The following is a 24,359-nucleotide window of genomic DNA, read 5'->3' as shown; positions in this document are numbered from 1 at the left end:
CTGGGGCTTTCCTGTCGCGGCGTGGCCCAAATCTGCCAATTACCCCCAGAGGCCCCCCGGATGCGTCCCCACCAGCAAGCCGCTGAGCCCACCAGGCGTGCTGCCACCCCGCCGCTGCGCACCCGTCCCCACCCGCAAGCCGCCAAGCCCACCGGGCGTGCCGCCACCCGGCCGCTGCGCACCCCCACCCACCCGCAAGCGGCCAAGCCCACGGGGCGTGGCCCCGACCCACGAGCGCGCCCCATCCACTCACCCGCAGGCCGCTAAGCCGACCCGGCGTGCAGGCGAGCCGCCAGCGCGCCCGCCCCACCCCGGACCGCGACGCAGCCGACCCCGCCCGCAAGCGCACCTCGGCCACCCACCCTTCCGGGCCGTCCGCTCGCTTCTCCCCCGTGCTGGAGCGAGCCGAGTCACGGGTCGGCCGCAGGCCGATCGGCGCAGCCGACGCGAAGCGCAGCGCCCTTTACCCGGCTCGCGGAAGCACGACACTGCCAAAGAAGCGGGCGGCCCCAACAGCCACTGGAAAACACCAGGGGGCAAGCCCACCGCCCTCACCGACGCCCATGTGAGCCAGGCGCTCCCCTCCACCCGCCAGGTCATGTCTTCCATTGACGGGGATCCTCAGCCCCACCAGTTGAACAGCAAGTCGCCAACCACCCCGGGGCGCCAGTAACGGATCTGGGCGAGCTCCGCGTTCGCCAGCTCGCTCAAGTCCACGCTGGCCATGGGCGCGTTCAGATCACGCGTGGGCAGGGCCCGAAGACCGACAGCGTCGAAGCCTCCCGCCCATGCCGGCGGGTCCACGAAACCCGACACCGGCCGGCCCGGCACAGGTGACGTGCCGGTGAAGGCGACGAGGGGCAGGTGGTCGTGGCACAAGACGGCGTGCGAGCCCGCGCGTCCGGCGATCGTGACCGCGTGGAAGCTGGACGCTCCAGCGAAGGCCAGCTCTTCGGTACGAGCCCCGATTCCTCGCGTGGCTTCGAAGCAGGCGCTTCTGAACGATGCCAAGTCCGTCTGCGGGAGGGGCTCTGCCGGTTCGGAAGCGGCTCCGCCGCCCAGCCTGATCACCCGTTCACACCCCCGCCCCGTACCCTTCGCGTTCTTTTCCGTCGGACACCCGCCGCACCCCGGTGACCTGCTGGAATGCGGCTGATCCGGCACTCCCCGACTGCCCGGATGACACCCGTTCAGCCCGCTTCCTGACGTTCGGTCAGGAAGCGGACGTCGCCACGTGCCACTTACCTCGGTACAGCAGGGGCACGACCGACACAGCGGCACGGGGGTGTCGCGGGCCGCGCCCCTTCGGAGGAGCAAGCACGATGCGACGTACCGCCCGTCTGCTGACCGGTACCGCACTCGCCGTCGCCGCCGCGGGCCTCGCCACCGCGCCCGCGTACGGTGCGGACAGCGCGAGCCTGGAGGTGTTCCCCTCCAACGTCGTCCCGGGGGGCGACGTCACCGTCAACACGGCGGCGTGCGGCCAGGCCACGGCGACGGGTGACGCGAGCGCGGTGGGCGCGGGCAGCTTCATGTTCACCCCCAGCACGCACGAGAACGACGCGATCGGCCAGTTCCGGGTGCCGCCGAGCGCGCAGCCGGGGACGTACGAGATCGTCGCGAAGTGCGACGGCGGCCGGCAGGTGAAGGGTGACCTGGTGGTGACCCTGACGTCCACGCGGGAGCAGGTCCAGCCGCGCGGACTGGTGAAGACGGGGGTCGGTGGCGCTCTGGGCACCGACCCCGTGAAGACCGCGGCGGGAGTGGCGGCCCTGGCCGTCGCCGCCGCGGGCGGTACCTGGCTCCTGCATCGCCGGGCGAGAGGCGACAGGATCTGACGGACACCCTCCGCTGTCCGTCCACCGGTACCGCCGTCCCCTCCCCCTCCGTGGCCCGACGCCCCTCGCGGCCCGGAGGGGGAACGGGACCCAGCAACGAACAGAAGACCGCGACAGGAGCGAGCAGAGAGGAGGCTCACGTGCGCCGGGTCAGCGACATCGCCATATCGTCCGTCACCGTGGTCGCGCTCGGCTCCGGTGCCTGGCTGCTGCGCAGCGGCGCCGAGACCCATGCGCCGCCCCAGCCGTCCGCCGCGCAGGCCGCGTCGCCCGGCACCCGCGCCAAGGAGTCCGCGGCGCCCGCGCTGCCGCATTCCCCGCCCGAACGCATACGCATACCCTCGATCCACGTCAACGCCCCGCTGATGGGACTCGCCCTCACCCCGCAGGGCAGCCTGGACGTCCCGCCCGCCGGGGAGAAGAACCTCGCCGGCTGGTACGAGGCCGGCACCACCCCGGGCGAGCGAGGCACCGCCATCGTCGCCGGACACGTCGACAACACCGAAGGTCCCGCCGTCTTCTACGACCTCGGTTCCCTCAAGAAGTCCGACACCATCGAGGTGGCCCGCCGCGACGGCAGCACCGCGGTCTTCGCCGTCGACGCCGTCGAGGTCTACGCCGCCCGCGACTTCCCCGACGACAAGGTGTACGGCGCCGCGGACCGCCCTGAGCTCCGCGTCATCACCTGCGGAGGCGGCTACTCGAAGACGACGGGGTATCAGGGCAACGTGGTCGTCTTCGCCCATCTGACGGGGAGCCGGGGCGGGTAAACAGCGGCCCCTGGAGGGGAGACCGGCCGGATGGCCGGCGGCCGCCGTTCACCGCGACAGACGTCAGCGGGAGCCTTACGCTGAAAAGGGCAGATCTTTCTCGGGCTTGAGTGCTGACACCTCAGGCCAGGAGCTGGGAGGCCCGTATGCGGCCGATAGCCAGAATATGCGTCGCCACCGCGTCAGCCGTCGCTTTGAGCGCTGGTTTCACGGCACCCACGGCCACGGCGGACGACCCTAAGGAGATCTTTGAAAAGGTGGCGCCCGCGACCGTGCAAGTCGTGGGCAGTGTGAGTTCCGGTACGGGAATCATCTACGACGCCGAACAGGGCCTCATCCTCACCAACGCCCATGTCGTCGCCGGTGAGACCGCCCTCAAAGTCCGCATCGGGGACCGCGGGCCCGTTCCCGTCCGGCTGTTGGGAAGTGATCCCTGCGAGGACCTGGCGGTCTTGAAACTCTCGACGCCAGAAGAGGATCTGAAACAGGTGGAGTTCGGCGACAGCCGCGAACTCAAGCAAGGGGACGAAGTGACGGCGATCGGCTACCCCTCGGCGGGAGGCGACGTCGGCAGTCAGAAGGCCGTCCTGACCAACGGGGTGGTCCAGGTGCCCGACGTCGCCGAGACGGGCAATCTGAGTCAGCCCGATCTGCCGTCCACCATCCAGCATTCGGCGACACTCAACGCCGGGAACTCCGGAGGGCCGTTGCTCAACGACAGGGCACAGCTTGTCGGTATCAACGACTCCTACGCGGCAGGCGATATCCGGGACCAGAACTTCGCCATCAGCAGCAGCCACGCCGAACCCATCCTCCAAGGGCTCGCCGACGGAAAGAGCAAGAACAATCCCGGATGGCAGACACTCGTCGCGCTCAGCGACCCGAATTTCGTCGACTACTTCACCGCTGACCTACAAGCCGATGCTCAGGCGCTTCAGAAAAATCTCGTCGACAAACAGATCGACGGTCTCTACGTAGGCAGCGTGGACAGCAACTCTCCGGCCAGCGCGGCGGAACTTGTGGCCGGTGACGTCATCACCCACCTCAAGGACACTCCGGTCACCAGCGTCCCTCAGGTGTGCAACATCCTTCAGTCGTCCGCGCCAGGTGAGAAACTCAAAGTCAGCGGCGTGTTCACAGAGGATGGAAAGGACGTCAACGGGCAACCCGTCAAGGTCGGCGACCCCTGGTCAATCAACATCAAGCTGTCGGAGTGACGTCCGCCCGGTCACACCGGCAGAGTGACATCCACCCGCCGTACTGAGTGACATCCACCAGCCGTGCAGAGTGACATCCCGCCGTCACGCCACCCACTGCTGATACGCCAGATTCGCCACCAGCGCGAACACCACCGTCAGCAGCACCACCCGTACGAACCCGCTGCCCTTCTTCAGCGCCGTCCGCGCCCCGACCGTCCCGCCGACCAGGTTGAACACGGCCATCAGGGCGGCCAGTTGCCAGTGCACCGTGCCCTTCCAGGCGAAGGTCGCGAGGGCGCCCGCGTTGGTGCAGCAGTTGACGATCTTGGCGGTGGCGGAGGCGGTCACCAGGTCGAGGTGGAGGAGCGCGGTGAGCGCGAGCACCAGGAACGTACCGGTGCCGGGGCCGATCAGCCCGTCGTAGAAGCCGATGCCGAGGCCGGCGAGCCCGATCGCGGCCAGCACGCGGCGCGCGGAGACCGGGGTGGCCGATGGCGCCGTACCGAACGCGGGCTTGAGGATCACGAAGGTTCCGACGCCGAGCAGGACGACCATGACGACCGGCTTCAGTACGTCGGTGCTCATCCCGGCCGCGACGAAGGCGCCCCCCGTCGAACCGGCGAGCGCCGCGAGCCCGATCCGTACGGCGAGGCGCACATCGACGGGCGCCTTGCGTGCGTACGTCACCGCCGCGCCGGTCGTGCCGACGATCGCCACCGCCTTGTTCGTGCCGAGCGCGTACGCCGCCGGTGTGCCGCTCGGCAGCCCGAGCAGCAGCGCGGGGAGCAGGAGCAGCCCGCCGCCGCCCACCACGGCGTCGATCCAGCCGGCCGCCAGGGAGGCGAGGCACAGGACGGCGACCATGGTCAGTGATATGTCGGGCATGATCGCGAGCCTATGGACGAAGTAGATGTGCGGTCCATGAATCCTGCGAAGCTTGAGGGGTTTCTGAGGTTCGGCCCCCTTCGGCCCCACCTCACGCCTCACCTCAGGGCCGGCTTCAGGGCCCATCTCACAGCCGCCACTTCCCAGCGCCCCCCGAACCCTCACATCCGGACCCCATCCCCGCTGAGGGCAGCGTTCCTCCCGGGAAACAACCGTGATGCGGCCGGGTAACACCGGCACCGCACGGTGTGGTCATGACCTCGAAAACGCATGTGGTGGTGATCGGCGCCGGGCTCGCGGGCGCACGGCTCGCCCGGCGGCTCGAAGAGCTCGGGGCGACCGGGGCGACCGGCGCGTCCGGCGCGTCTTCCGCCGCAACCGGTGCGTCCGCCGGGTCGGCCGGGCCCGCCGTGACCGTCGAGCTCGTCGGCGAGGAGGAGCACCCCCCGTACAACCGTGTCCTGCTCGCCGAGGTCCTGGCCGGGCGGTATGCCCCCGAGGTGATCGCCCTCCCCGCGCCGAGCCGGCTGACCCGCGCCCGGGTCACCGGCATCGACCGCGCCACGCGCACGCTGCACTGCGCGGATGGCTCGGTGATCGCATACGACACGCTGGTCCTCGCGACGGGCTCGAACCCCGTACTCCCGCCGCTGCGCGGCCTGTTCACGTCGGCCAGGCACGAACTCCCCGACGGTGTCCACGCGTTCCGCACGATGGACGACTGCCTGGGCCTGTCGAAGTCCGTACGGCCCGGCGCCCGCGTCGTCGTGATCGGCGGCGGTCTGCTCGGCGTCTCCGCCGCCCGCGCGCTCGCCGTGCGCGGCGCCCAGGTGGTGCTGGCCCAGCAGTCCGAGCGGCTCATGGAGCGCCAGCTCGACCCGTCCGCGTCCCGTCTGGTCCACCGGCACCTCACGGACCTGGGCGTCGAGGTGCACACCGAGTGCCGGGTGCGCGACGTGCGCTGCGTCGGCGGTGCGGTCCGCTCGGTCGAGCTGGCCGACGGGTACGCCCTCGACGCCGACCTCGTGGTCCTGGCCTGCGGCGTCCACCCTCGCGTGGGTCTGGCCAACGACGCGGGACTCGCCGTCCACAAGGGCATCCTCGTCGACGACGAACTGCGGACGTCCGACCCGCACATCCGGGCGATCGGCGACTGCGCCCAACACGAGGGACATATCTACGGCTTGGCCACACCGGCTCTCGAACAGGCTGACACTCTCGCAGAGTTGATAACCGCCGAGGCCAGGGAAGCCGCCGAGTCCGGGGAAGCAGTCACCGCGCGGCCGACCACCCGCCCCGCCGCCCGCTACACCGGCACCCGCGCCCTGACCCGTCTCACCCTCACCGGCCACGACTCCACCCCCCTCGACCTCGCCGCGTTCGGCGAACCCGAACCCCGCCCGGGCGACGACGTCATCCAGCTCGCCGACGCCACCCGCGGCACCTACCGCAAGGTCGTCGTCCGCGACGACCGGCTCGTCGGCGGCGTACTCGTCGGCGAACTCGGCACGGTCGGCGCCCTCGCCCGCGCCTGGGAGGGAGCGGAGCCGCTCCCCGCGGACGGCGCCCCCCTGCTCCACCTGCTCACCAACGACGGAGGCTCCTGAATGTCCACGGACACGACGAAGGCGGCGAACGCGAACGCCGCCGACGGAACCGCGCACACGATCGTGCTCGTGGGCCACGGCATGGTCGGCCAGCGCTTCCTGGAAGCGCTCGCCGAGCGCGGTCTGACCACCACCCACCGCGTGGTCGTGCTGTGCGAGGAGCCCCGCCCGGCGTACGACCGGGTCCAGCTCACCTCGTACTTCTCGGGCAGGACGGCCGACGACCTGTCCATGACCGACATGGAGTTCATCGAGAAGCACGCGATCGAACTGCACATCGGCGACCCGGCGGAGACCATCGACCGCGAGGCCCGCACGGTGACCGCCCGCTCGGGACGGGTCGTCGCCTACGACACCCTCGTCCTCGCCACCGGCTCCTACCCCTTCGTCCCGCCGGTCCCCGGCAAGGACGCCGAGGGCTGCTTCGTCTACCGCACGATCGAGGACCTGCTCGCGATCGAGGAGTACGCGAAGACGAAGGCCACGAGCGGCGCGGTGGTCGGCGGCGGCCTGCTCGGACTCGAAGCGGCGGGCGCGCTGAAGGGACTGGGACTCAGCACCCACATCGTGGAGTTCGCGCCGCGCCTGATGCCGGTGCAGGTGGACGACGGCGGTGGCGCGGCGCTCCTGCGCACCATCGCGGACATGGGCCTGACGGTCCACACCGGCACGGGCACGCAGGAGATCATTACGGACGCCGCAGGCTCCGTGGCCGGCATGAAGCTGTCCGACGGTTCCGAACTCGCCACGGACATGGTGGTGTTCAGCGCCGGTGTCCGCCCCCGCGACCAGCTCGCCCGCGACTGCGGCCTGACGGTCGGCGAGCGCGGCGGCATCACGGTCGACGAGCAGTGCCGCACGGTCGCCGACCCGCACGTTTTCGCGATCGGCGAGTGCGCGCTGGCTGCGGACGGCCGCGTGTACGGCCTGGTGGCGCCCGGTTACGAGCAGGCCGAGACGGCGGCCGCGACCATCGCCGCGGACGAGGCCGCCTTCACCGGCGCCGACCTCTCCACCAAGCTGAAGCTGCTCGGCGTGGACGTGGCGTCCTTCGGCGACGCGCACGGCACGACCGAGGACTGCCTGGACGTCGTCTACGCGGACTCGCGCGCGGGCCTGTACAAGAAGCTGGTCATCGGCCGCGACGGCACCCTGCTCGGCGGCATCCTGGTCGGCGACGCCGAGACGTACGGCACCCTGCGCGCGCTCACCGGCTCCGTACCGCCCGTCTCGCCGGAGCAGCTGGTGCTGCCCGCCGGTGCCGGGGCGCCCGCCCAGCTCGGCCCGTCCGCCCTGCCGGACGGGGCGGTCATCTGCTCCTGCCACAACGTCACCAAGGGCACGATCCGCGGCGCGGTCACCGAGCACTCCTGCACGACCGTGCCCGAGGTGAAGCAATGCACCAAGGCCGGTACGGGCTGCGGCAGTTGCGTCAAGGTGCTGGGCCAGTTGGTCACCGCCGAACTGGAGGCGAGCGGCGTCGAGGTCGACAAGGGCCTGTGCGGCTGCTTCGCGCAGACGCGCGAGGAGCTGTACGAGATCGTCTTCGCGCTTCGGATCACCTCGTACCCGACGCTGCTGGACCGCTACGGCCGCGAGGGTGCCCGGGGCGCCGACGGCTGCGAGATCTGCAAGCCGGCGGTCGCCTCGATCATCGCCTCGCTGGCCCCGACGATCGGCGCGAGCGGCTACGTCCTGGAGGGCGAGCAGGCGGCCCTCCAGGACAGCAACGACCACTTCCTCGCCAACCTCCAGAAGAACGGCTCCTATTCGATCGTGCCGCGCATCCCCGGCGGCGAGATCACCCCCGAGAAGCTGATCGTGATCGGCGAGGTGGCCCGGGACTTCGGCCTCTACACGAAGATCACGGGCGGCCAGCGCATCGACATGTTCGGCGCGCGGGTGGAGCAACTCCCGCTGATCTGGACCAGGTTGGTGGATGCGGGCTTCGAGTCGGGCCACGCGTACGGCAAGGCCCTGCGCACGGTGAAGTCCTGCGTCGGCCAGACCTGGTGCCGGTACGGCGTCCAGGACTCGGTCCGCATGGCCATCGACCTGGAGCTGCGCTACCGGGGACTCCGTTCCCCCCACAAGCTCAAGTCGGCGGTCTCCGGGTGCGCCCGCGAATGCGCCGAGGCCCAGTCCAAGGACTTCGGCGTGATCGCCACCGCCAACGGCTGGAACCTGTACGTCGGCGGCAACGGCGGCGCGACCCCGCGCCACGCGGACCTGCTGGCCCAGGACTTGACCGATGCGGAGCTCATCCGTCTGATCGACCGCTTCCTGATGTTCTACATCCGTACGGCGGACCGCCTGGAGCGCACGTCGACGTGGCTGGAGCGGATCCCGGGCGGCCTGGACCACGTGCGCGACGTGGTGGTGGACGACTCGCTCGGCATCTGCGAGGAGCTGGAGTCACTGATGGCGGCGCACGTGGCGAACTACCGCGACGAATGGGCCGAGACCATCAACGACCCCGAGAAACTGGCCCGGTTCGTGTCCTTCGTCAACGCGCCCGACACCCCCGACCCGGTCGTCGGCTTCGTCCCCGAACGCGACCAGATCAAGCCCGATCTGCCGCTGCTGACCATCGGCCACCGTCCCCTGGAAGGAAGCTCCCCGCGATGACCCTGGCCCCCGAGACGACCGGCCTGAAGGTGCAACTGCGCTCGCGCGACGCCTGGTTCACCGTCTGCGAGCTGACCACCCTCATGCCGGGCCGCGGAGTGGCGGCACTGCTCCCCGACGGCCGGCAGGCAGCCCTCTTCCGCGACCGCACGAACCGCCTGTACGCCATCGACAACCGCGACCCGTTCAGCGGAGCGGCGGTCCTCTCCCGCGGCCTGACCGGCACCCACCAGGGCCGCCCGTACGTCGCCTCCCCGCTGCTGAAGCAGCGCTTCGACCTGATCTCCGGGCAGTGCCTGGACGACGAGACCGTACGGGTGGCGACGTACGAGGTGCGGGTGCACTAGGGCCGTTGGCTCAGGGCTGCGTGTTCAGGTGCGAAGCGGGCTGCACAACAGCGCCGCGGGGCCAGGGGTGCTGCCCAGACGGGTGGTGAAGGCGATGCCTGCGGCGTACTCGTCGGCCGCGCATTGGCCCTTGTAGCGTCCGTGGGCGAAGTCGCCGCCGTCACCCGTGCTGGGGCGGTTGTCGGAGCGGTCGAACCAGACGGTTCGTCCGGTGAGCCCCAACGCGGTGCGGGCGGGCGCGCACAGGGCCGCCGACACACGGTCGCCGCGGCGGCTGTAGCCGATGAGGAACTGCCCGGCGGGGCACTGGAGTTTGGTGTGGCCGCCGGCCCAGTCGCCGCCCGCGGGAACGTGGCGTTCGTCGGTGACGACCGTCTGAGCGTCGCCTGCCGCGCGCAGGTCGCCGCCGCTCGTCGTGTCGGTGCACAGACCTCGGCCGCCGGTGTGGCTGAGGCCGATCAGCCGCAGGCCATCGGGGCAGGCGGCCTTGGACGACCCCGGATTCCAGTCGCCCTGGGCCCGCACCCGCAGGGAGCGCACGTCGTCGCCGTGGTCGGTGGTGAGCATGCGCCAGGCAGCCACCGGCGAAATGTCCCCGGTGCGGGTCGGCGAGGTCATGAGGTGATTCCAGGCGGTGCCACGCCAGTCGCCCTGATCGAGGATGCCGTACCGTCGCCCCGCGGTGTCGTAGCGCAGTAGGGCCCAGTCGTCGTGGCCCTCCCAGCCGACCAGCGGCCAGTAGGCGAAGTCCGCGTCCTGGTCGGCGAAGTAGTCGGTGATGTTGCCGAACCAGGTGCGGGCGGCCGCGCCCGTTTCACCGGATCCGATGCCGAACTCACTGATCCACAGGGGTGCGGTGTAGTGCTGCCCTTCCGTGGTGACGAAGAAGGCCTGGTCGTGGAGGACTTGGCGGAGCTGGTCGCGGGACAGGTCCTGGTAACGGGGGTCGTGCGTCTCGCCGATTCCGGTGGCGCCACTGTGCCGGGGGCCGGTGTAGCCGTAGAAGTGGGCAGAGTAGACCAGCTTGTGGGCGTTCACGAGGGTGTGCGAGAGCGTGCGCGCCGGCGTGAGGGTGGGGCGGTCGTGCGGCAGCCCGTCGACGGGCAGGCCGGTCCAGTTGATGCCCTCGATGATGATGAGGAGGTTGGGGTTGGCCTCGATGAGGATGCGGTCCGCGGCGAGTCGGGCCGCGGCGTACCAGTCGTGGTTGTCACCCAGGCCCCAGTTGGGGTCGTCCAGTATGTCGCGGCGTACCTCGTTGTAGAGATCCGCTCCTACGACACGGGAGTTGGCGGCGTAGCGGCGGGCCATGAAGACCCAGTCGTCGGCCCACTGCTGGGTGGACTGGCTGCTGTTCCACCGTTCGTTGCCGTCGATGCCGCAGCACCAACGGGACGTGTTGGTGTGGTTGTTGAGGATGACCGCGAACCCGTCCTGGGTGAGGGCGGTCACGACGGCGTCGAAGATCTGCAGCGGGGTCTTGCCACGCAGCTGAGGGTTGGCCGCGACGGCCGTGTCCGGCACGGGAGTTGACGCGCGGATCATCTCGTTGGAGAACGGCAGCCGGATGCTGTTGATGCCGAGGGCGTGGAAGTCGGCGAGCAGTTGGGGCAGCGGGGCGCGGTCCAGGCCGAGGGGTATGTCGTGGGCGTTCTGGCCGGCGTGGTGGTTGGCCGGGTCGGCGGTGCTGCCGCTTCCCGTCCACGACCCCTGCGCGCCGTCCCAGTTGGCCGACTTCAGGCGGAACCGGTGCCCGTCGGCATCGACGATGTACCGGCCGCGGGTGGATAACGGGGCATGCCAGGTGTCGGCCGCCGAGGGCGTGACCTGGGTGGCGGAGGCGGCAGGCTCCGGGGGGGCGGCGACCGCGGTGGGCGCCGTGGTCAACAGCGTCAGCAGGGTGGCTGTTGCTGTCAGGTACTGGACAAGTCTGGGTCTGACGGTCGGCATCCGGTCCTCTGTGGGGGCGCAAAGGGAATCGACGAGCGGTGAGCAACGAGCTTCGGCTGTCACCCTACGGAGGAAGACCCGGGCAGGTCGATATCAGTTGTCGCCACCATGTTGTTCCCGCGGCGCCCACGCGTACCGGCCCGCATCGGGGAAGCACGCAAGACCGCGCACCTCCCCGAGCCGCCGATACGTACGACCGCCAGGCGAACCGTCCTTCCGCTCGACCGTCAGGCGAGCTGCCCGTACGACCGTCAGGCGAACTGGAAGTCCGCCTTCGGGACCCGTCCGTCTTCGATCGTGAAGTCGAAAGTCGCCCGGAAGCCCTCACCACCGTTCGGCTTGACCTCCACCAGCAGCCGCTGCCCGTCGGCTCGCCGCTCGCCGATCTCGAGTACCTCGACGGAGTAGCCGGTGACCTCGGGTTCGGCGAGGCCGCTGCGGATCTCCTCGTGCCCCTCGAACCGTCGGTCGGCGTCGATGAGCACGCCGTCCTCGGTGAAGACCTCGGTGAGCGCGTCCGCGTCGCGGTCGTTCCACGCGTCGATGAACGCCTTGGCGACCGGGTCCATCTCGTTCGCCTGGTCGGGCTTGTCCGCCTGGTCCGGCGAGACGCTTCAGCCGCGGCCTGCAACCTCCCCCTGCCGCCACTCGGCCTGTGGACTCGCGTGGCAGCACCCAGTCTGTGCACGCGCATCGCACTCGTGGGAGAGGCTGCTTATGGGGGGGCACCAGCAGTGCCCCCCCATGGGCCGGAACCGACCGGCCGGGACAGGACACAGGCTCTAAGCCTGGAGAGCGTCGGACTTCGCTCCGGTCAGCCGTTCGGACGCTTCCCACAGCCGCCGGGAGACCGCGTCGTCGCGTGTCCACGGTGCCCGCCAGGAAGGGGCGGGCGCGCCTCGCCACATCGCGAAGGACGGGCCGAAGAAAGAGTCGGGGTGCACGTCGGGGGCGGTGGCCGCGTACAGCGTGGGCAGCGCGCCCGACTCCGCCGACTGGGCGAAGACCCGGTTGGTGAGTTCCATCAGGCGCTCGGCACCCCGGCGGCCCTCCGCGCGCGGGCCCGCGGTCTGGAGGTTGGTCGCGGCGTAGCCCGGGTGGGCCGTGGCCGCGAGCACATCCGCTCCGGTGGCCGCCAGCCGTCGCGCCAGTTCGTGGGTGAAGAGCAGGTTGGCGGTCTTGGAGCGGGCGTAGGCGATCCAACGCCGGTAACGGTGCTCACTGTTGAGGTCGTCGATGTCGATGTTGGCCAGGGCGTGCATCATGCTGGACACGGTCACGACCCGCGCACCGGGCGAGGCGAGCAGCGCGGGCAGCAGCAGTCCGGTGAGGGCGAAGTGGCCCAGGTGGTTGACCCCGAACTGCGTCTCGAAGCCGTCCGCCGTCGTCCCGTACGGCGGTGCCATCACCCCGGCGTTGTTGACGAGCAGGTCGAGACGGTCGTACGGGAACGCCTCCGCGAAGCCCCGTACGGATGCCAGGTCCGCGAGGTCGAGCCGCCGGAACTCGGCCGTGACGCCCGGCACTTCGGCCACGATCCGGTCCGTCGCCTCACTCCCCCGCACCTCACTCCGGCACGCGACCACGACCCGGGCGCCCTTGCGCGCCAGCTCCCGCGCCGTGACGTAACCCAGGCCGCTGTTGGCCCCGGTGACGACGGCAACGCGTCCGGTCTGGTCGGGGATGGCGCTGATGTCCCAGCCGGCCATGGCGGGCGCTCCTTCCGATCGCGGGCAGGGTCTCACCCTAGGGCCTGTCCGGCGTGCGACGCGTACGCCGTGCTCACACCCTGTCCACGACCCGTCAACCCGCTGTCCCCGAGCACGGTAACCCCGCGCCCATAAGGTCCCTCACCGTACGGCCCCGTCGCCGACCGGCGGCGGGGTGGTCACTTTCCCCTTGGAGCGAGAGTGGAACGTCGTACTGTCCTGCGTGCGGCCGTCCTCGGCGGAACCTCCGCCGTGTTCGGCGGAACCCTGTGGCGCGGAGCCGCGTACGCCGCGCCCGCGCAGCCCGGCACGGGCCCGTACGGAGCGCTCGGCTCACCGAACGCCAACGGCATCAGACTTCCCAGCGGCTTCACCAGCCGGGTGATCGCCCGTTCCGGCCAGACGGTCCCCGGCACGTCGTACACCTGGCACAACGCCCCGGACGGGGGCGCCTGTTACGCCGACGGCAGCGGCTGGATCTACGTCTCCAACTCGGAGATCAACCCCTCGGGCGGCGTGAGCGCGGTCAAGTTCTCGTCGAGCGGCACGGTCACGTCGGCGTACCGCATCCTCTCCGGCACCCGCCAGAACTGCGCGGGCGGCAAGACCCCGTGGAACACCTGGCTGTCCTGCGAGGAGGTGTCCCTCGGTTACGTCTACGAGACCGACCCCTGGGGCGTGAACGCGGCCGTGCAGCGGCCGGCGATGGGCCGCTTCAAGCACGAGGCGGCGGCCGCCGACCCCGTCCGCAAGGTGGTCTACCTGACTGAGGACGAGACGAACGGCCGCTTCTACCGCTTCGTGCCCACGACTTGGGGCAGCCTCTCCTCCGGCACCCTCCAGGTCATGGTCGCCGGCACCGCCACATCCGGTTCCTTCACCTGGGCGAACGTGCCCGACCCGGACGGCTCCCCCACCAGCACCCGCACCCAGGTCTCAGGGTCGAAGTCCTTCAACGGCGGCGAGGGCTGCCACTACGCCGACGACACGGTCTGGTTCACCACGAAGGGCGACAACCGCGTCTGGCAGCTCAACCTGACCAACAACACGTACGAGTTGGCGTACGACGACTCCCTCGTCACCTCCGGCACCGCCCCGCTCACCGGCGTCGACAACATCACCGGTTCCTCCTCCGGCGACCTGTTCGTCGCGGAGGACGGCGGCAACATGGAGATCTGCGTCATCACCCCGGACGACGTGATCGCCCCGTTCCTGCGCATCGACGGGCAGTCGGGGTCGGAGATCACCGGCCCGGCCTTCTCCCCGGACGGCACCCGGCTGTACTTCTCCAGCCAGCGGGGGACGAGCGGGAGTTCGTCGGGCGGGATCACGTACGAGGTGACCGGGCCGTTCCGGTCATAGTCCACCCGTAGGCCGCGGACCGCTTCCGGCCCCGCCCCAAGCGGGCCCGGAAGCGGTTCGGCACGGATGCAACCGAACTGCCCGGCCAAACACCTCAACGTCTCCTCTGCGCATCGGCCTCCACCGTCTGAACGGCGGGTCGACGAGGCGCGGTTTACAGAACATGGAGACATGAGCGGAGAGCTACCGTCCAGTCACGTCACGTTCGCATCACGGGTCCGTCAATCCGCCGCGGCACCAGCGACCCCCCAATACCTTCGTCACCTCAAATCCGGCTGATCGCCTCACTGTGATCACGCGTACGGATATCGTCACAAATCCTTGGGGTCCCCGTGAACCTGCTCCGCAAGCCTGCCGCCGTGGCCGTTGCCGCACTGGCGCTGGCCGTCCTGCCGGCCACCGCCGAGGCTCATGACGGCAGTCACCCGTTCGAGAACTGCACCGAGGCGTACGAGAACGGGTACGCCAACATCAAAGAGGGTGACGAGCACTACGGTGACCACCTGGACCGCGACCGGGACGGCATCGGCTGCGACAACCCGCCCGCGGACTTCACCCCCGCGGAGGACGAGGGCACGGACAGCGCCGAGGACGCCGCGGGACAGGAGGACGCCGACCTGGCGGCGACCGGCGGCAATGGTGCCACGCCGTACCTCGCGGGCGGCGGTGTGGCCGTTCTCCTCGCCGGGGGCGGACTGCTGGCCGCGGTACGCCGGCGCCGCGCAGCCCGCTGACCCGTGGACGGCAAAGGGCCGGAGACGTGGAATCGCCCCGCCCGTCGGCGAGTTGACGCGTGCGTATCCGCGATCTCCAAGGAGCCGGCATGTCGGACGAACCCGCCATCGATCCCGCCGCAGAACCCGCCGTCCGTGAACTCCGCCTGGTCGTCACGGCGGACGACTACGACGCGGCACTGCACTTCTACCGCGACGTGCTCGGCCTGACCGAGCAGGCGGCTTTCTCCTCACCCGGTGGACGGGTCACCATCCTCGACGCCGGGCGGGCCACGCTGGAGCTGACCGACCCGAACCACGCGGCCTTCATCGACGACGTCGAGGTCGGGCGGCGCGTGGCCGGGCACATCCGGGTGGCGTTCCAGGTCGACGACTCCACCGCCACCACGGCGAAGCTGGCCGCCGCCGGCGCCGAGGTGATCGCCGAGCCGACGCGCACGCCCTGGAACTCGCTCAACTCCCGGCTGGAAGCACCGGGCGCGCCTCAGCTGACGCTCTTCGCCGAACTCGGCGAAGGCGAATAGGCCACCGGTCAGCAAGAGGGCGGCACCCCCGCACAGGGTGCCGCCCTCTCTTGGTGCGCCGGAGCCGCCGCCCATCGGTGAGGGTCGGGGACGGTCAACGGCTCCGGGGTCGGGGACTGGCCACGACTCCCGGGTCGGGGAAGGGTCAGCGGTGGTCGCTGCCCCGTGACTGCGATGCCGCCCGGCCCGCCTCGAGACGCGCCACCGGGATCCGGAACGGCGAGCAGGAGACGTAGTCCAGACCGACCTCGTGGAAGAAGTGGACCGACTCCGGGTCACCGCCGTGCTCGCCGCAGACGCCGAGCTTCAGGTCGGGGCGGGTGGCGCGGCCCGCCTCCGCGGCGGCCTTCACCAGCGAACCGACGCCGTCCCGGTCGATCGTCTCGAACGGCGACACCCCGAAGATGCCCTTCTCCAGGTACGCCGTGAAGAACGAGGCCTCCACGTCGTCCCGGCTGAAGCCCCACACCGTCTGGGTGAGGTCGTTCGTGCCGAAGGAGAAGAACTCCGCCGCTTCCGCGATCTGACCGGCGGTCAGCGCGGCGCGCGGCAGCTCGATCATCGTGCCGATCGCCAGGTTCAGGTCCGTACCCGTCGCCGCCTGGACCTCCTTGATGACCTGGTCGGCCTCCTCGCGGACGATCTCCAGCTCCTGGACGGTGCCGACGAGCGGGATCATGATCTCGGCGCGCGGGTCGCCCTTGGCGTTCTTGCGCTCGGCCGCAGCCTCGGCGATCGCCCGTACCTGCATGGTGAACAGGCCGGGGATGACCAGACCGAGGCGGACGCCGCGCAGGCCCAGCATCGGGTTCTGCTCGTGCAGGCGGTGCACGGCCTGGAGCAGGCGCAGCTCGTTCTCGTGCGGGTCCTTGCGGGCTTCCGCGAGCGCCACGCGCACCGACAGCTCCGTGATGTCGGGCAGGAACTCGTGCAGCGGCGGGTCCAGGAGACGGATCGTGACCGGCAGTCCGTCCATCGCCTCGAAGAGCTCCACGAAGTCCTGCTTCTGCAGCGGAAGCAGCTCCTTCAGGGACTCCTCGCGCTCGGACTCGGTGTCGGCCAGGATCAGCCGCTCGACCAGTTCACGCCGGTCGCCGAGGAACATGTGCTCCGTACGGCACAGACCGATGCCCTGCGCCCCGAAGCGGCGCGCGCGCAGCGCGTCCTCGGCGTTGTCGGCGTTGGCGCGCACCCGCAGCCGCCGCTTGCGGTCCGCGAACGCCATGATCCGGTGCACGGCCTCGACCAGCTCGTCCGCGTCGTCGGCGCCGGCGTGCATGCGGCCCTCGAAGTACTCGACGACCGGGGAGGGCACGACCGGGACCTCGCCCAGGTACACCTTGCCGGACGAGCCGTCGATGGAGATGAGGTCGCCCTCCTCCACCACGTGCCCGCCGGGCACGGTCATCCGGCGCCGCTTGGTGTCGACCTCCAGCTCCTCGGCGCCGCAGACACAGGTCTTGCCCATGCCGCGCGCCACGACGGCGGCGTGCGAGGTCTTGCCACCGCGCGACGTCAGGATGCCCTCCGCCGCGATCATGCCGTCGAGGTCGTCCGGGTTCGTCTCGCGGCGGACCAGGATCACCTTCTCGCCCGAACGCGACCACTTCACCGCGGTGTACGAGTCGAAGACCGCCTTGCCGACCGCCGCACCCGGCGACGCGGCGATGCCCCGGCCGATCTGCTCGACCTTCGCCTGGTCGTCGAAGCGCGGGAACATCAGCTGCGCGAGCTGGGCGCCGGTGACGCGCTGGAGCGCCTCGGCCTCGTCGATCAGTCCCTGGTCCACCAGCTGCGTGGCGATACGGAAGGCCGCACCCGCCGTGCGCTTGCCGACACGGGTCTGGAGCATCCACAGCTGGCCGCGCTCGATGGTGAACTCGATGTCGCAGAGATCCTTGTAGTGGTTCTCCAGGGTCTCCATGATCTGCATCAGCTGGTCGTACGACTTCTTGTCGATCGACTCCAGCTCGGCGAGCGGGACCGTGTTGCGGATGCCCGCCACCACGTCCTCGCCCTGGGCGTTCTGCAGGTAGTCGCCGTACACGCCCTGGTGGCCGCTGGCCGGGTCGCGGGTGAAGGCGACGCCCGTGCCCGAGTCGGGGCCCAGGTTGCCGAAGACCATCGAGCAGACGTTGACCGCCGTGCCGAGGTCGTGCGGGATGCGCTCCTGGCGGCGGTACAGCTTCGCGCGGTCGCCGTTCCACGAGTCGAAGACCGCCTTGATGGCGAGGTCCATCTGCTCGCGCGGGTCCTGCGGGAAGTCGCGGCCGGCCTCGGTCTTGACGATCTTCTTGAACTTGGTGACGAGCTTCTTCAGGTCGGCCGCTTCGAGGTCAGTGTCGACCGTGACCTTCTTCGCGTCCTTCGCCGCCTCCAGCGCATCCTCGAAGAGGTCGCCGTCGACGCCGAGGACCGTCTTGCCGAACATCTGGATGAGGCGGCGGTAGGAGTCCCACGCGAAGCGGTCGTCGCCGGCCTGCTTGGCGAGGCCCTGGACCGACTTGTCGGAGAGGCCGATGTTCAGGACGGTGTCCATCATGCCCGGCATGGAGAACTTCGCCCCGGAACGTACCGATACGAGCAAGGGGTCATCGGCCTGGCCGAGCTTCTTGCCCATCTTCGCTTCGAGGGCTTCGAGGTGCGCACTCACCTCGTCACGCAGTGCCGCCGGCTCCTCGCCACTGTCGAGGTACGTCTTGCACGCCTCGGTGGTGATGGTGAAGCCGGGAGGGACCGGAAGGCCCAGGTTGGTCATCTCGGCGAGGTTCGCACCCTTGCCGCCGAGGAGGTCTTTGAGGTCCTTGTTCCCCTCGGTGAAGTCATAAACGAACTTCACGTCCTCGACGCCGCTCTCAGCTACGTGGGGATCTTTGTTTTCCGACACGAGTCTCGACTCCTCGACGTCGCGGTGGCTGCCCTGACGAGGGGGAACATACCCAGATCGAAGGCGTCTGGGTACGTCTGCTTGCGCGTCATACGGCCGTAACCACCCGTCCGCCACCAGATCGAAAGTCAAAGCTTGGCAAGCATCGCACGGCGGATGTTTTCACTTCTTGAACGAATCAACGCTCGTAGGCCCGGATATGGCACTCAAATGAGCGCTATCCGGCACGTCTGAGTTCGATCGATGAACGATCAAAGGGTGGCACTCAGTGCCACCCTTTGGAGAAGTGCAACCGCCCAAGATTTGCTCATCTGAGCGCTACCCCTATCAAGGGTGGCGAGAATCACGCTAGACGAGGCGGCCAGTTTTCACCATGCGGACCTCATTCCGGACAGGACACATGGATGACACACACCCCTGAACCACCGGTGAAACCGATGACACCGATGCAACGCGTGGACGTCACACGCCCAGCGCCGCCAGCCGCTCCTCGGCCCGCTCGGGCGCGTACAGGTACTCCACGACCAGCGCCCCGGCGCCCACGAGCCCGGCGCGCTCGCCGAGTCGCGAGGTCACCACGTCCAGATGAGCGGTGGAGCGGGGCAGCGCCCGCTGGTACATCAGTTCGCGCACGCCCGTGAGGAAGGGAGTTCCGGCCAAATCTCCGGCGATCATCAGCACGCCGGGGTTGAGCAGCGTCACCACGGTGGCCAGTACGTCACCGACCTGGCGCCCCGCCTCCCGCGCGAGCGCCGTCGCCTCCGGGTGCCCGGCCGCCAGCAGGTCGCGCACATCCGATCCGGAGGCGGCCGGGACCCCGGACTCGGCGAGCCTGCGCGCCACCGCGCCACCGCTCGCGACGGCGGCCAGACAGCCGTACGCACCGCACCGGCACAACGCGTCCGCCCCGACCCGGATATGCCCGATGTCGCCGGCGCCTCCGTCGACGCCCCGGTAGATGCTGCCCCCGACGACCATGCCCGCGCCGATACCGGTGGAGACCTTGACCAGGGCGAACGCCGAGCAGTCCGGGTATCCGGTGCGCTGTTCGCCGTACGCCATGAGGTTGGCGTCGTTGTCGACGAGTACGGGAACCCGGGTGCCGCCCTCCCCGGCCCCGGCTCCTGTGTGCTCCGCGAAGGCGCGGCCCAGGCGGCCTCTTATGTCGTAGCCGTCCCAGCCCGGCATGATCGGCGGCTGCACCACGCGGCCGGTGTCGCTGTCCACCGGACCCGGCACCGCGAGCCCGATGCCGCACACCGCGTCCGCGCGCTGCCCCGCCTTCTCCAGCAACTCGGCGAACCAGCGCCCGAGTTCGCCGAGGACCACCTCCGGCCCCTCGTCGATCACCAGGGCACCCGTGTGCTCGGCCAGGATCTCGCCGGCCAGGGTGAGAACGGCCGCCCGGCCGTGCCGGGTGTCGAGGTCGGCGGCGAGGACGACTGCATGGGCGTCGTCGAATTCGAGGGTGATCGACGGGCGCCCGCCGAGCGGGGAGTCGACGGGGCCTCCCGCGCCCTCACGCAGCCAGCCCGCGCGAAAGAGCCGGTCGAGCCGGTGGCCGACTGTAGCCCGCGACAGCCCTGTTGCCTGCTGCAGCGCGCCGCGCGTCGTCGCCCGGCCGCTGCGCACGAGTTCGAGCAGATCTCCGGCGCTTGCCTGATTCCCGGCCTTCACGGCTCTCCCCGCCCTTCCTGTCATGGGCACCCTCTTGCGTTCCCCAACTCAGCATTACATATTGAGTTTTGCGTGTTAAATAGACGTAACCCTACGGTAGCTACTGCCGAACTGGTCGGCCGGACGTCTTCGGGGAGACCTGAGTGGACCGCAGAACCCAGCTCACCGCCCTGCGCACGGGTAGCGCAACTCCCCCGCGCGCCTCCGGCAGTCCCGCGCACCCTTCCGGCCCGCCCCCTTCGCCCGGTCCGGGCGGGATCACCCATTCCGGATCACTTGTATACGATTCCGCCGAGCTGACGGGGTCACTGCACCTCAGGGCGGCCCGGGTACTGAACGGCAACTGGACGGGAACGTCCACGGTGCCCTCGCGCGGCCTGTATCCGCACCAGTGGTCGTGGGACTCCGCGTTCATCGCGATCGGACTCCGCCATCTGTCCCCGCTGAGGGCGCAGGTGGAGCTGGCGACCCTGCTCGGCGCGCAGTGGGCCGACGGGCGGATCCCGCACATCGTGTTCAACCCCTCCGTGCCGCTGGACGCGTACTTCCCGAGCCCCGACTTCTGGCGCTCCTCGACCGCGGGGCGCGCTGCGGGCGCCCCGCGCACCGTACAGACGTCGGGCATCGTGCAGCCACCGGTGCACGCGCTCGCCGTGTGGCTGGTGCACCGGGCCGATCCGGGCCTGTCACGGGCCCGTTCGTTCCTCTCCCGGATGTATCCCAGGCTTGCGGCCTGGCACCGTTATCTCCTGCACCGCCGGGACCTGGGCGGCGGAGGGCTCGCGTCCGTGGTCCACCCCTGGGAACAGGGCATGGACAACAGCCCCTGCTGGGACGCCCCGCTGAGCCGCGTCACCCCGGCCCCGTCCCGCTCCTTCCGCCGTGCCGACCTCGACCACGGCACCCCCGAGGACCGTCCGACGGACCTCGACTACGGGCGGTACGTGCGCCTCGCCACCGACTACCGGGACCGTGGATACGCGGACGGGGAAGACGAGGGGGTGGCCCGCAGGGCCTCGGTTGAGGGTGGTGGCGGGAGACGGGCAGGCGAGTTCGCGGTCGAGGACCCGGCGTTCAACGCCCTGCTGATCGCGTCGGAACACGCGCTGGCGCGCATCGCCCAGGAACTGGGCGCGACGGGGACCGCTCGGCACGCGCGCGCCGAGCGCCTCACGGCTGCGCTCGTGGAGCGGCTGTGGGATCCGGCGGAGGGGATGTTCTTCTGCCGGGATGTGTACGGCGAGGCCGCGAACAGTGGGGGCGAGAATGTTCGGGGCGAGAGCGGTGCTCGCGTATGTGACCAGGAGTCTCGGAGCGGTGCTCTTGGTCCGGAGCGGTGCTGCTCGCCGAACGGTGCTCGCGAATCGGAGCGGCGCTCACAGGACAACGCTCGCGCCTCAGAGCAGTGCTCGCGGTGCCGCCCACGCACTTCAGAGCACCGCTCTCCCAGCAGCGGCGCTCACGAATCGGAGCCGCGCTCCCCGAGCGGTGCTCGCGCTTCAGAGCAGTGCTCGCGGTCCAGCCCACGCGCTTCAGAGCACCGCTCTCCCAGCAGCGGCGCTCACGAATCGGAGCCGCGCTCCCGGAGCGGCGCTCGCGCTTCAGAGCAGTGCTCTCAGAGCAGCACTCGCGCTTCAGAGCAGTGCTCGCAGAGCAACACTCGCGTTTCAGAGCGCCGCTCTCCCAGCGGCGCCCTCATCGCCAAGCGCAGTGTCGCCGGGCTGCTCCCGCTCATCCTCCCCGCGCTGCCGCGCGACATCGCCGCCGCGCTCGTACGCACCGCGAGCGGACCGCACTTCGGGCTCGGCGGGGACACGCGGCTCGTGCCCAGCTACGACCTCACCGGGCACGCGTTCGACCCGCATCGGTACTGGCGGGGGCCAGCCTGGTTCAACACCAACTGGCTGCTGGAGCGCGGGCTGCGGCTGCACGGGGAGCACGGGCGGGCGGACGAACTGCGGGCCGCTCTGCTCGACACCGCCGGGGAGTCCGGGTTCGCGGAGTACGTGGATCCGTACACCGGCGAGGCCTGCGGGGCGTTCGGTTTCAGCTGGACGGCCGCGCTGACGCTGGACCTGCTGCATGAGCCCTCGTGGGCGGACCAGGCGGACCATGTCGTGTCCCACCCGGGGCACTCCGCGTTCGACAAGACGGACAGCACAACGGCGCACAGCACCACCGCACACGGCACAACGCCGCACAGCACCACTGCACACGGCGCAACCGCGCACAGTACGACGACACACAGCCCAATGGGACAGAGCGCAATCGAGACGGGCGCCAAGGGAGGGGACCGGGGATGACGAACCGGCATCATCTGCTCGTGCACGGTGGGACGTTCGCCGTCGTAGGCGACGGCGGGGACATCAGCGGCGTCCGGAGCGGCAGCTCCCCGGACGGCTTATTCGTACGCGACGCCCGGCACCTCAGCCGCTGGCAGCTGACCGTAGACGGCGCGGTGCCCGAGGCGCTCTCTCCGGTCGCGGACGGCGACACGGCACGCTGCGTACTGGTGCCGCGCGGCGGCCGCAACGAGCCGCCCGCATACACGCTCTTCCGTGAACAGGCCGTCGCCGACGGCGCGTTCGTGGAGGCGTTACGCGTCACCAGCAACCGCCCGGCGCCCACGACGGTCCGTATCGCGGTCACCGCGGACGCCGACTTCACGGACCAGTTCGAGCTGCGCTCGGACTACCGTACGTACGCCAAGACAGGCGTCGTCCGTCAGCGTCAAGTCCTCGACGACGGCGTGGAGTTCAGCTATCGGCGCGGCGAGTGGCGGTCGTCCACGACCGTCACCTCCGAGCCCGCCCCGGACGGCGTCGAGGAGACGGGCACGGGCGCGCGTCGCCTCGTATGGACCCTCGATCTCGAACCGCACGGTTCGGCGGAGCTGTCGCTGCGGGTCGCGGCGCGTCCGCACGGCGCCGCGCGGGAACCCCGGGTACCGCTCTCCCCCGCCGCCGCCACTGAACAACTCCTTGCTCTGGAAGGGGAGTTCGCGCAGGGCGTGCCCTTCCCGACCGGCTGGCCGGAGCTGGCCGCTGCCTGTGCGCGGGGCCTCTCCGACCTGGCGGTGCTGCAGATCCCGGCGACGGGCCCGGACGGCGAGGAACTGCGCGTCCCCGCGGCCGGAGTCCCCTGGTTCCTCACCCTGTTGGGCCGCGACGCGCTGCTCACCTCCCTCTTCGCGCTCCCCTACCGTCCCCACCTCGCCGCCGCGACGCTGCCCGCGCTCGCCGCGACCCAGGCGACGGAGCCGGGGGCCGGCGCGGTCGCCCAGCCCGGCAAGATCGTGCACGAGGTGCGGCACGGTGAGCTGGCGCACTTCGGGCAGGTGCCGTACGGGCGTTACTACGGTTCGGTGGACGCGACGCCGCTGTTCCTGGTGCTGCTCGGCGCGTACACCGAGAAGACGGGGGATGTCTCCCTGGCCCGCCGCCTCGAGGCCAACGCCCGCGCGGCGATCGGCTGGATGCTGGACCACGGCGGTCTGACCTCGCGCGGCTATCTCGTCTACCGCGCGGACGGCGGCGGCCTCGCCAACCAGAACTGGAAGGACTCCCCGGGCGCCATCTGTTCGGCCGACGGCAGCCGCCCCAGCGGCCCGGTGATGGCGGCGGGCGCGCAGGGGTACGCGTACGACGCGCTGCGCCGCACCGCGCAGCTGGCCCGCACGGTCTGGGGCGACGAGGTCTACGCGGCCCTCCTCGAACAGGCCGCCGGTGACCTCCGCGACCGCTTCCAGCGGGACTTCTGGATGGACGAACACGCCTTCCCCGCACTGGCGTTGGACGGCGACGGCCACCACGTGGACGCCCTCGCGTCGGACGCGGGCCATCTGCTCTGGTCGGGTCTGCTCGACAAGGAGTACGGCGAACTGGTCGGCCGCCGCCTCCTCGAACCGGACTTCTTCTCCGGCTGGGGCGTCCGCACCCTGGCCGCCGACCAGCCGGCGTACCACCCGCTCTCGTACCACCGCGGCTCGGTCTGGCCCCACGACAACGCGCTGATCACCCTGGGCCTCGCCCGCTACGGCCTGCACGACGAGGCCCGCACGGTCGCCCACGCCCTCGTCGACGCGGCCACCGCCGCCGGCCACCGCCTCCCCGAGGTCCTCGCGGGCTACGGCCGCGACACCCACGGCGAGCCGGTGCCCTACCCGCACGCGTGCGTACGGGAGTCGAGGTCGGCGGCGGCACCGCTGGCGCTGCTGACGGCGGTGGGGGGCGCGTAGTAGTA

18 protein-coding genes are annotated in these 24,359 nt (G+C 70.4%); 11 read left to right on the top strand and 7 right to left on the bottom strand.

All coding sequences use genetic code 11. The annotated features are described in order from the left end of the window. Positions 1 to 621: 621 nt before the first annotated feature. On the bottom strand, positions 622 to 1,011 hold the full coding sequence (locus C4B68_RS27405; protein ID WP_143674243.1) for a hypothetical protein: 390 nt from the start codon (positions 1,009 to 1,011) through the stop codon (positions 622 to 624). 311 nt (positions 1,012 to 1,322) lie between these two features. Between C4B68_RS27405 and C4B68_RS27400 the strand changes: the two genes are divergently transcribed. The 3 genes from C4B68_RS27400 to C4B68_RS27390 all read left to right on the top strand — a co-directional run bounded on the left by C4B68_RS27400 (position 1,323) and on the right by C4B68_RS27390 (position 3,825). Beyond that, on the top strand, positions 1,323 to 1,838 hold the full coding sequence (locus C4B68_RS27400; protein WP_099499158.1) for a hypothetical protein: 516 nt from the start codon (positions 1,323 to 1,325) through the stop codon (positions 1,836 to 1,838). A gap of 140 nt (positions 1,839 to 1,978) precedes the next feature. After that, positions 1,979 to 2,608, top strand: a complete 630-nt coding sequence (locus C4B68_RS27395; protein WP_099499159.1) for a class F sortase — start codon at positions 1,979 to 1,981, stop codon at positions 2,606 to 2,608. A gap of 146 nt (positions 2,609 to 2,754) precedes the next feature. Continuing rightward, positions 2,755 to 3,825, top strand: a complete 1,071-nt coding sequence (locus tag C4B68_RS27390; RefSeq protein WP_099499160.1) for a S1C family serine protease — start codon at positions 2,755 to 2,757, stop codon at positions 3,823 to 3,825. 84 nt (positions 3,826 to 3,909) lie between these two features. Here the strand turns inward: C4B68_RS27390 and C4B68_RS27385 are convergent, their stop codons facing one another. Further along, the gene (locus C4B68_RS27385) at positions 3,910 to 4,692 is read right to left on the bottom strand and encodes a sulfite exporter TauE/SafE family protein (RefSeq protein WP_099499161.1); all 783 of its coding nucleotides are present in this window, start codon (positions 4,690 to 4,692) and stop codon (positions 3,910 to 3,912) included. Positions 4,693 to 4,946: 254 nt separating this feature from the next. On the opposite strand from C4B68_RS27385, the gene C4B68_RS27380 reads away from it, so the two are divergent. The 3 genes from C4B68_RS27380 to nirD are packed head-to-tail and all read left to right on the top strand — an operon-like array spanning position 4,947 to position 9,274. Beyond that, complete coding sequence (locus C4B68_RS27380) at positions 4,947 to 6,299, top strand: NAD(P)/FAD-dependent oxidoreductase (RefSeq protein WP_099499162.1); 1,353 nt, start codon at positions 4,947 to 4,949, stop codon at positions 6,297 to 6,299. Further along, positions 6,300 to 8,927 (top strand): nitrite reductase large subunit NirB, encoded by a 2,628-nt coding sequence (nirB, locus tag C4B68_RS27375; protein ID WP_099499163.1) that lies wholly within the window; start codon positions 6,300 to 6,302, stop codon positions 8,925 to 8,927. Continuing rightward, a complete protein-coding gene (gene nirD / locus C4B68_RS27370; RefSeq protein WP_099499164.1) occupies positions 8,924 to 9,274 on the top strand; it encodes a nitrite reductase small subunit NirD in 351 nt (116 codons plus the stop codon). Before nirB ends, nirD begins: the two co-directional genes overlap by 4 nt. Before the next feature lie 24 nt (positions 9,275 to 9,298). On the opposite strand, the gene C4B68_RS27365 is transcribed toward nirD, so the two are convergent. The 3 genes from C4B68_RS27365 to C4B68_RS27355 all read right to left on the bottom strand — a co-directional run bounded on the left by C4B68_RS27365 (position 9,299) and on the right by C4B68_RS27355 (position 12,933). Next, complete coding sequence (locus C4B68_RS27365; protein WP_099499165.1) at positions 9,299 to 11,224, bottom strand: glycoside hydrolase family 5 protein; 1,926 nt, start codon at positions 11,222 to 11,224, stop codon at positions 9,299 to 9,301. 251 nt (positions 11,225 to 11,475) lie between these two features. Continuing rightward, positions 11,476 to 11,793: a nuclear transport factor 2 family protein gene (locus C4B68_RS27360; protein ID WP_099499166.1), complete on the bottom strand. Its 318-nt coding sequence runs from the start codon at positions 11,791 to 11,793 to the stop codon at positions 11,476 to 11,478. A 213-nt stretch (positions 11,794 to 12,006) separates the two neighbouring features. After that, positions 12,007 to 12,933, bottom strand: a complete 927-nt coding sequence (locus C4B68_RS27355; protein ID WP_099499167.1) for an oxidoreductase — start codon at positions 12,931 to 12,933, stop codon at positions 12,007 to 12,009. A gap of 201 nt (positions 12,934 to 13,134) precedes the next feature. Between C4B68_RS27355 and C4B68_RS27350 the strand changes: the two genes are divergently transcribed. The 3 genes from C4B68_RS27350 to C4B68_RS27340 all read left to right on the top strand — a co-directional run bounded on the left by C4B68_RS27350 (position 13,135) and on the right by C4B68_RS27340 (position 15,553). Next, entirely contained in the window at positions 13,135 to 14,295 is a 1,161-nt protein-coding gene (locus C4B68_RS27350) for an alkaline phosphatase PhoX (protein ID WP_099499168.1), read from the top strand. Positions 14,296 to 14,627: 332 nt separating this feature from the next. Next, on the top strand, positions 14,628 to 15,029 hold the full coding sequence (locus C4B68_RS27345; RefSeq protein WP_099499169.1) for an excalibur calcium-binding domain-containing protein: 402 nt from the start codon (positions 14,628 to 14,630) through the stop codon (positions 15,027 to 15,029). Positions 15,030 to 15,118: 89 nt separating this feature from the next. Continuing rightward, positions 15,119 to 15,553, top strand: a complete 435-nt coding sequence (locus tag C4B68_RS27340) for a VOC family protein (protein ID WP_099499170.1) — start codon at positions 15,119 to 15,121, stop codon at positions 15,551 to 15,553. Between the two features lie 145 nt (positions 15,554 to 15,698). On the opposite strand, the gene ppdK is transcribed toward C4B68_RS27340, so the two are convergent. Both ppdK and C4B68_RS27330 read right to left on the bottom strand, forming a co-directional pair. After that, a complete protein-coding gene (ppdK, locus tag C4B68_RS27335; RefSeq protein ID WP_099499171.1) occupies positions 15,699 to 18,440 on the bottom strand; it encodes a pyruvate, phosphate dikinase in 2,742 nt (913 codons plus the stop codon). A gap of 462 nt (positions 18,441 to 18,902) precedes the next feature. Then, the gene (locus tag C4B68_RS27330; RefSeq protein ID WP_180289154.1) at positions 18,903 to 20,141 is read right to left on the bottom strand and encodes an ROK family transcriptional regulator; all 1,239 of its coding nucleotides are present in this window, start codon (positions 20,139 to 20,141) and stop codon (positions 18,903 to 18,905) included. Between the two features lie 119 nt (positions 20,142 to 20,260). Between C4B68_RS27330 and C4B68_RS43545 the strand changes: the two genes are divergently transcribed. Beyond that, complete coding sequence (locus C4B68_RS43545; RefSeq protein ID WP_373682173.1) at positions 20,261 to 22,420, top strand: MGH1-like glycoside hydrolase domain-containing protein; 2,160 nt, start codon at positions 20,261 to 20,263, stop codon at positions 22,418 to 22,420. Continuing rightward, positions 22,417 to 24,354, top strand: coding sequence for an amylo-alpha-1,6-glucosidase (locus C4B68_RS27315; protein WP_099499173.1), 1,938 nt, complete (start codon positions 22,417 to 22,419; stop codon positions 24,352 to 24,354). The genes C4B68_RS43545 and C4B68_RS27315 overlap by 4 nt, the downstream gene beginning before the upstream one ends. Positions 24,355 to 24,359: the final 5 nt, after the last annotated feature.

The organism is Streptomyces dengpaensis, from assembly GCF_002946835.1.
Classification (GTDB): Bacteria; Actinomycetota; Actinomycetes; order Streptomycetales; family Streptomycetaceae; genus Streptomyces; species Streptomyces dengpaensis.
This window is presented reverse-complemented; position numbering and strand designations above follow the sequence as displayed.

Excerpts from the sequence above, each read along its gene's own strand:
- C4B68_RS27400 (WP_099499158.1), top strand. The coding sequence starts at position 1,323 with ATGCGACGTACCGCCCGTCTGCTGACCGGTACCGCACTCGCCGTCGCC.
- C4B68_RS27390 (WP_099499160.1), top strand. The coding sequence starts at position 2,755 with ATGCGGCCGATAGCCAGAATATGCGTCGCCACCGCGTCAGCCGTCGCT.
- C4B68_RS27385 (WP_099499161.1), bottom strand. The coding sequence starts at position 4,692 with ATGCCCGACATATCACTGACCATGGTCGCCGTCCTGTGCCTCGCCTCC.
- C4B68_RS27380 (WP_099499162.1), top strand. The coding sequence starts at position 4,947 with ATGACCTCGAAAACGCATGTGGTGGTGATCGGCGCCGGGCTCGCGGGC.
- nirB (WP_099499163.1), top strand. The coding sequence starts at position 6,300 with ATGTCCACGGACACGACGAAGGCGGCGAACGCGAACGCCGCCGACGGA.
- nirD (WP_099499164.1), top strand. The coding sequence starts at position 8,924 with ATGACCCTGGCCCCCGAGACGACCGGCCTGAAGGTGCAACTGCGCTCG.
- C4B68_RS27365 (WP_099499165.1), bottom strand. The coding sequence starts at position 11,224 with ATGCCGACCGTCAGACCCAGACTTGTCCAGTACCTGACAGCAACAGCC.
- C4B68_RS27360 (WP_099499166.1), bottom strand. The coding sequence starts at position 11,793 with ATGGACCCGGTCGCCAAGGCGTTCATCGACGCGTGGAACGACCGCGAC.
- C4B68_RS27355 (WP_099499167.1), bottom strand. The coding sequence starts at position 12,933 with ATGGCCGGCTGGGACATCAGCGCCATCCCCGACCAGACCGGACGCGTT.
- C4B68_RS27340 (WP_099499170.1), top strand. The coding sequence starts at position 15,119 with ATGTCGGACGAACCCGCCATCGATCCCGCCGCAGAACCCGCCGTCCGT.
- C4B68_RS27330 (WP_180289154.1), bottom strand. The coding sequence starts at position 20,141 with ATGACAGGAAGGGCGGGGAGAGCCGTGAAGGCCGGGAATCAGGCAAGC.
- C4B68_RS27315 (WP_099499173.1), top strand. The coding sequence starts at position 22,417 with ATGACGAACCGGCATCATCTGCTCGTGCACGGTGGGACGTTCGCCGTC.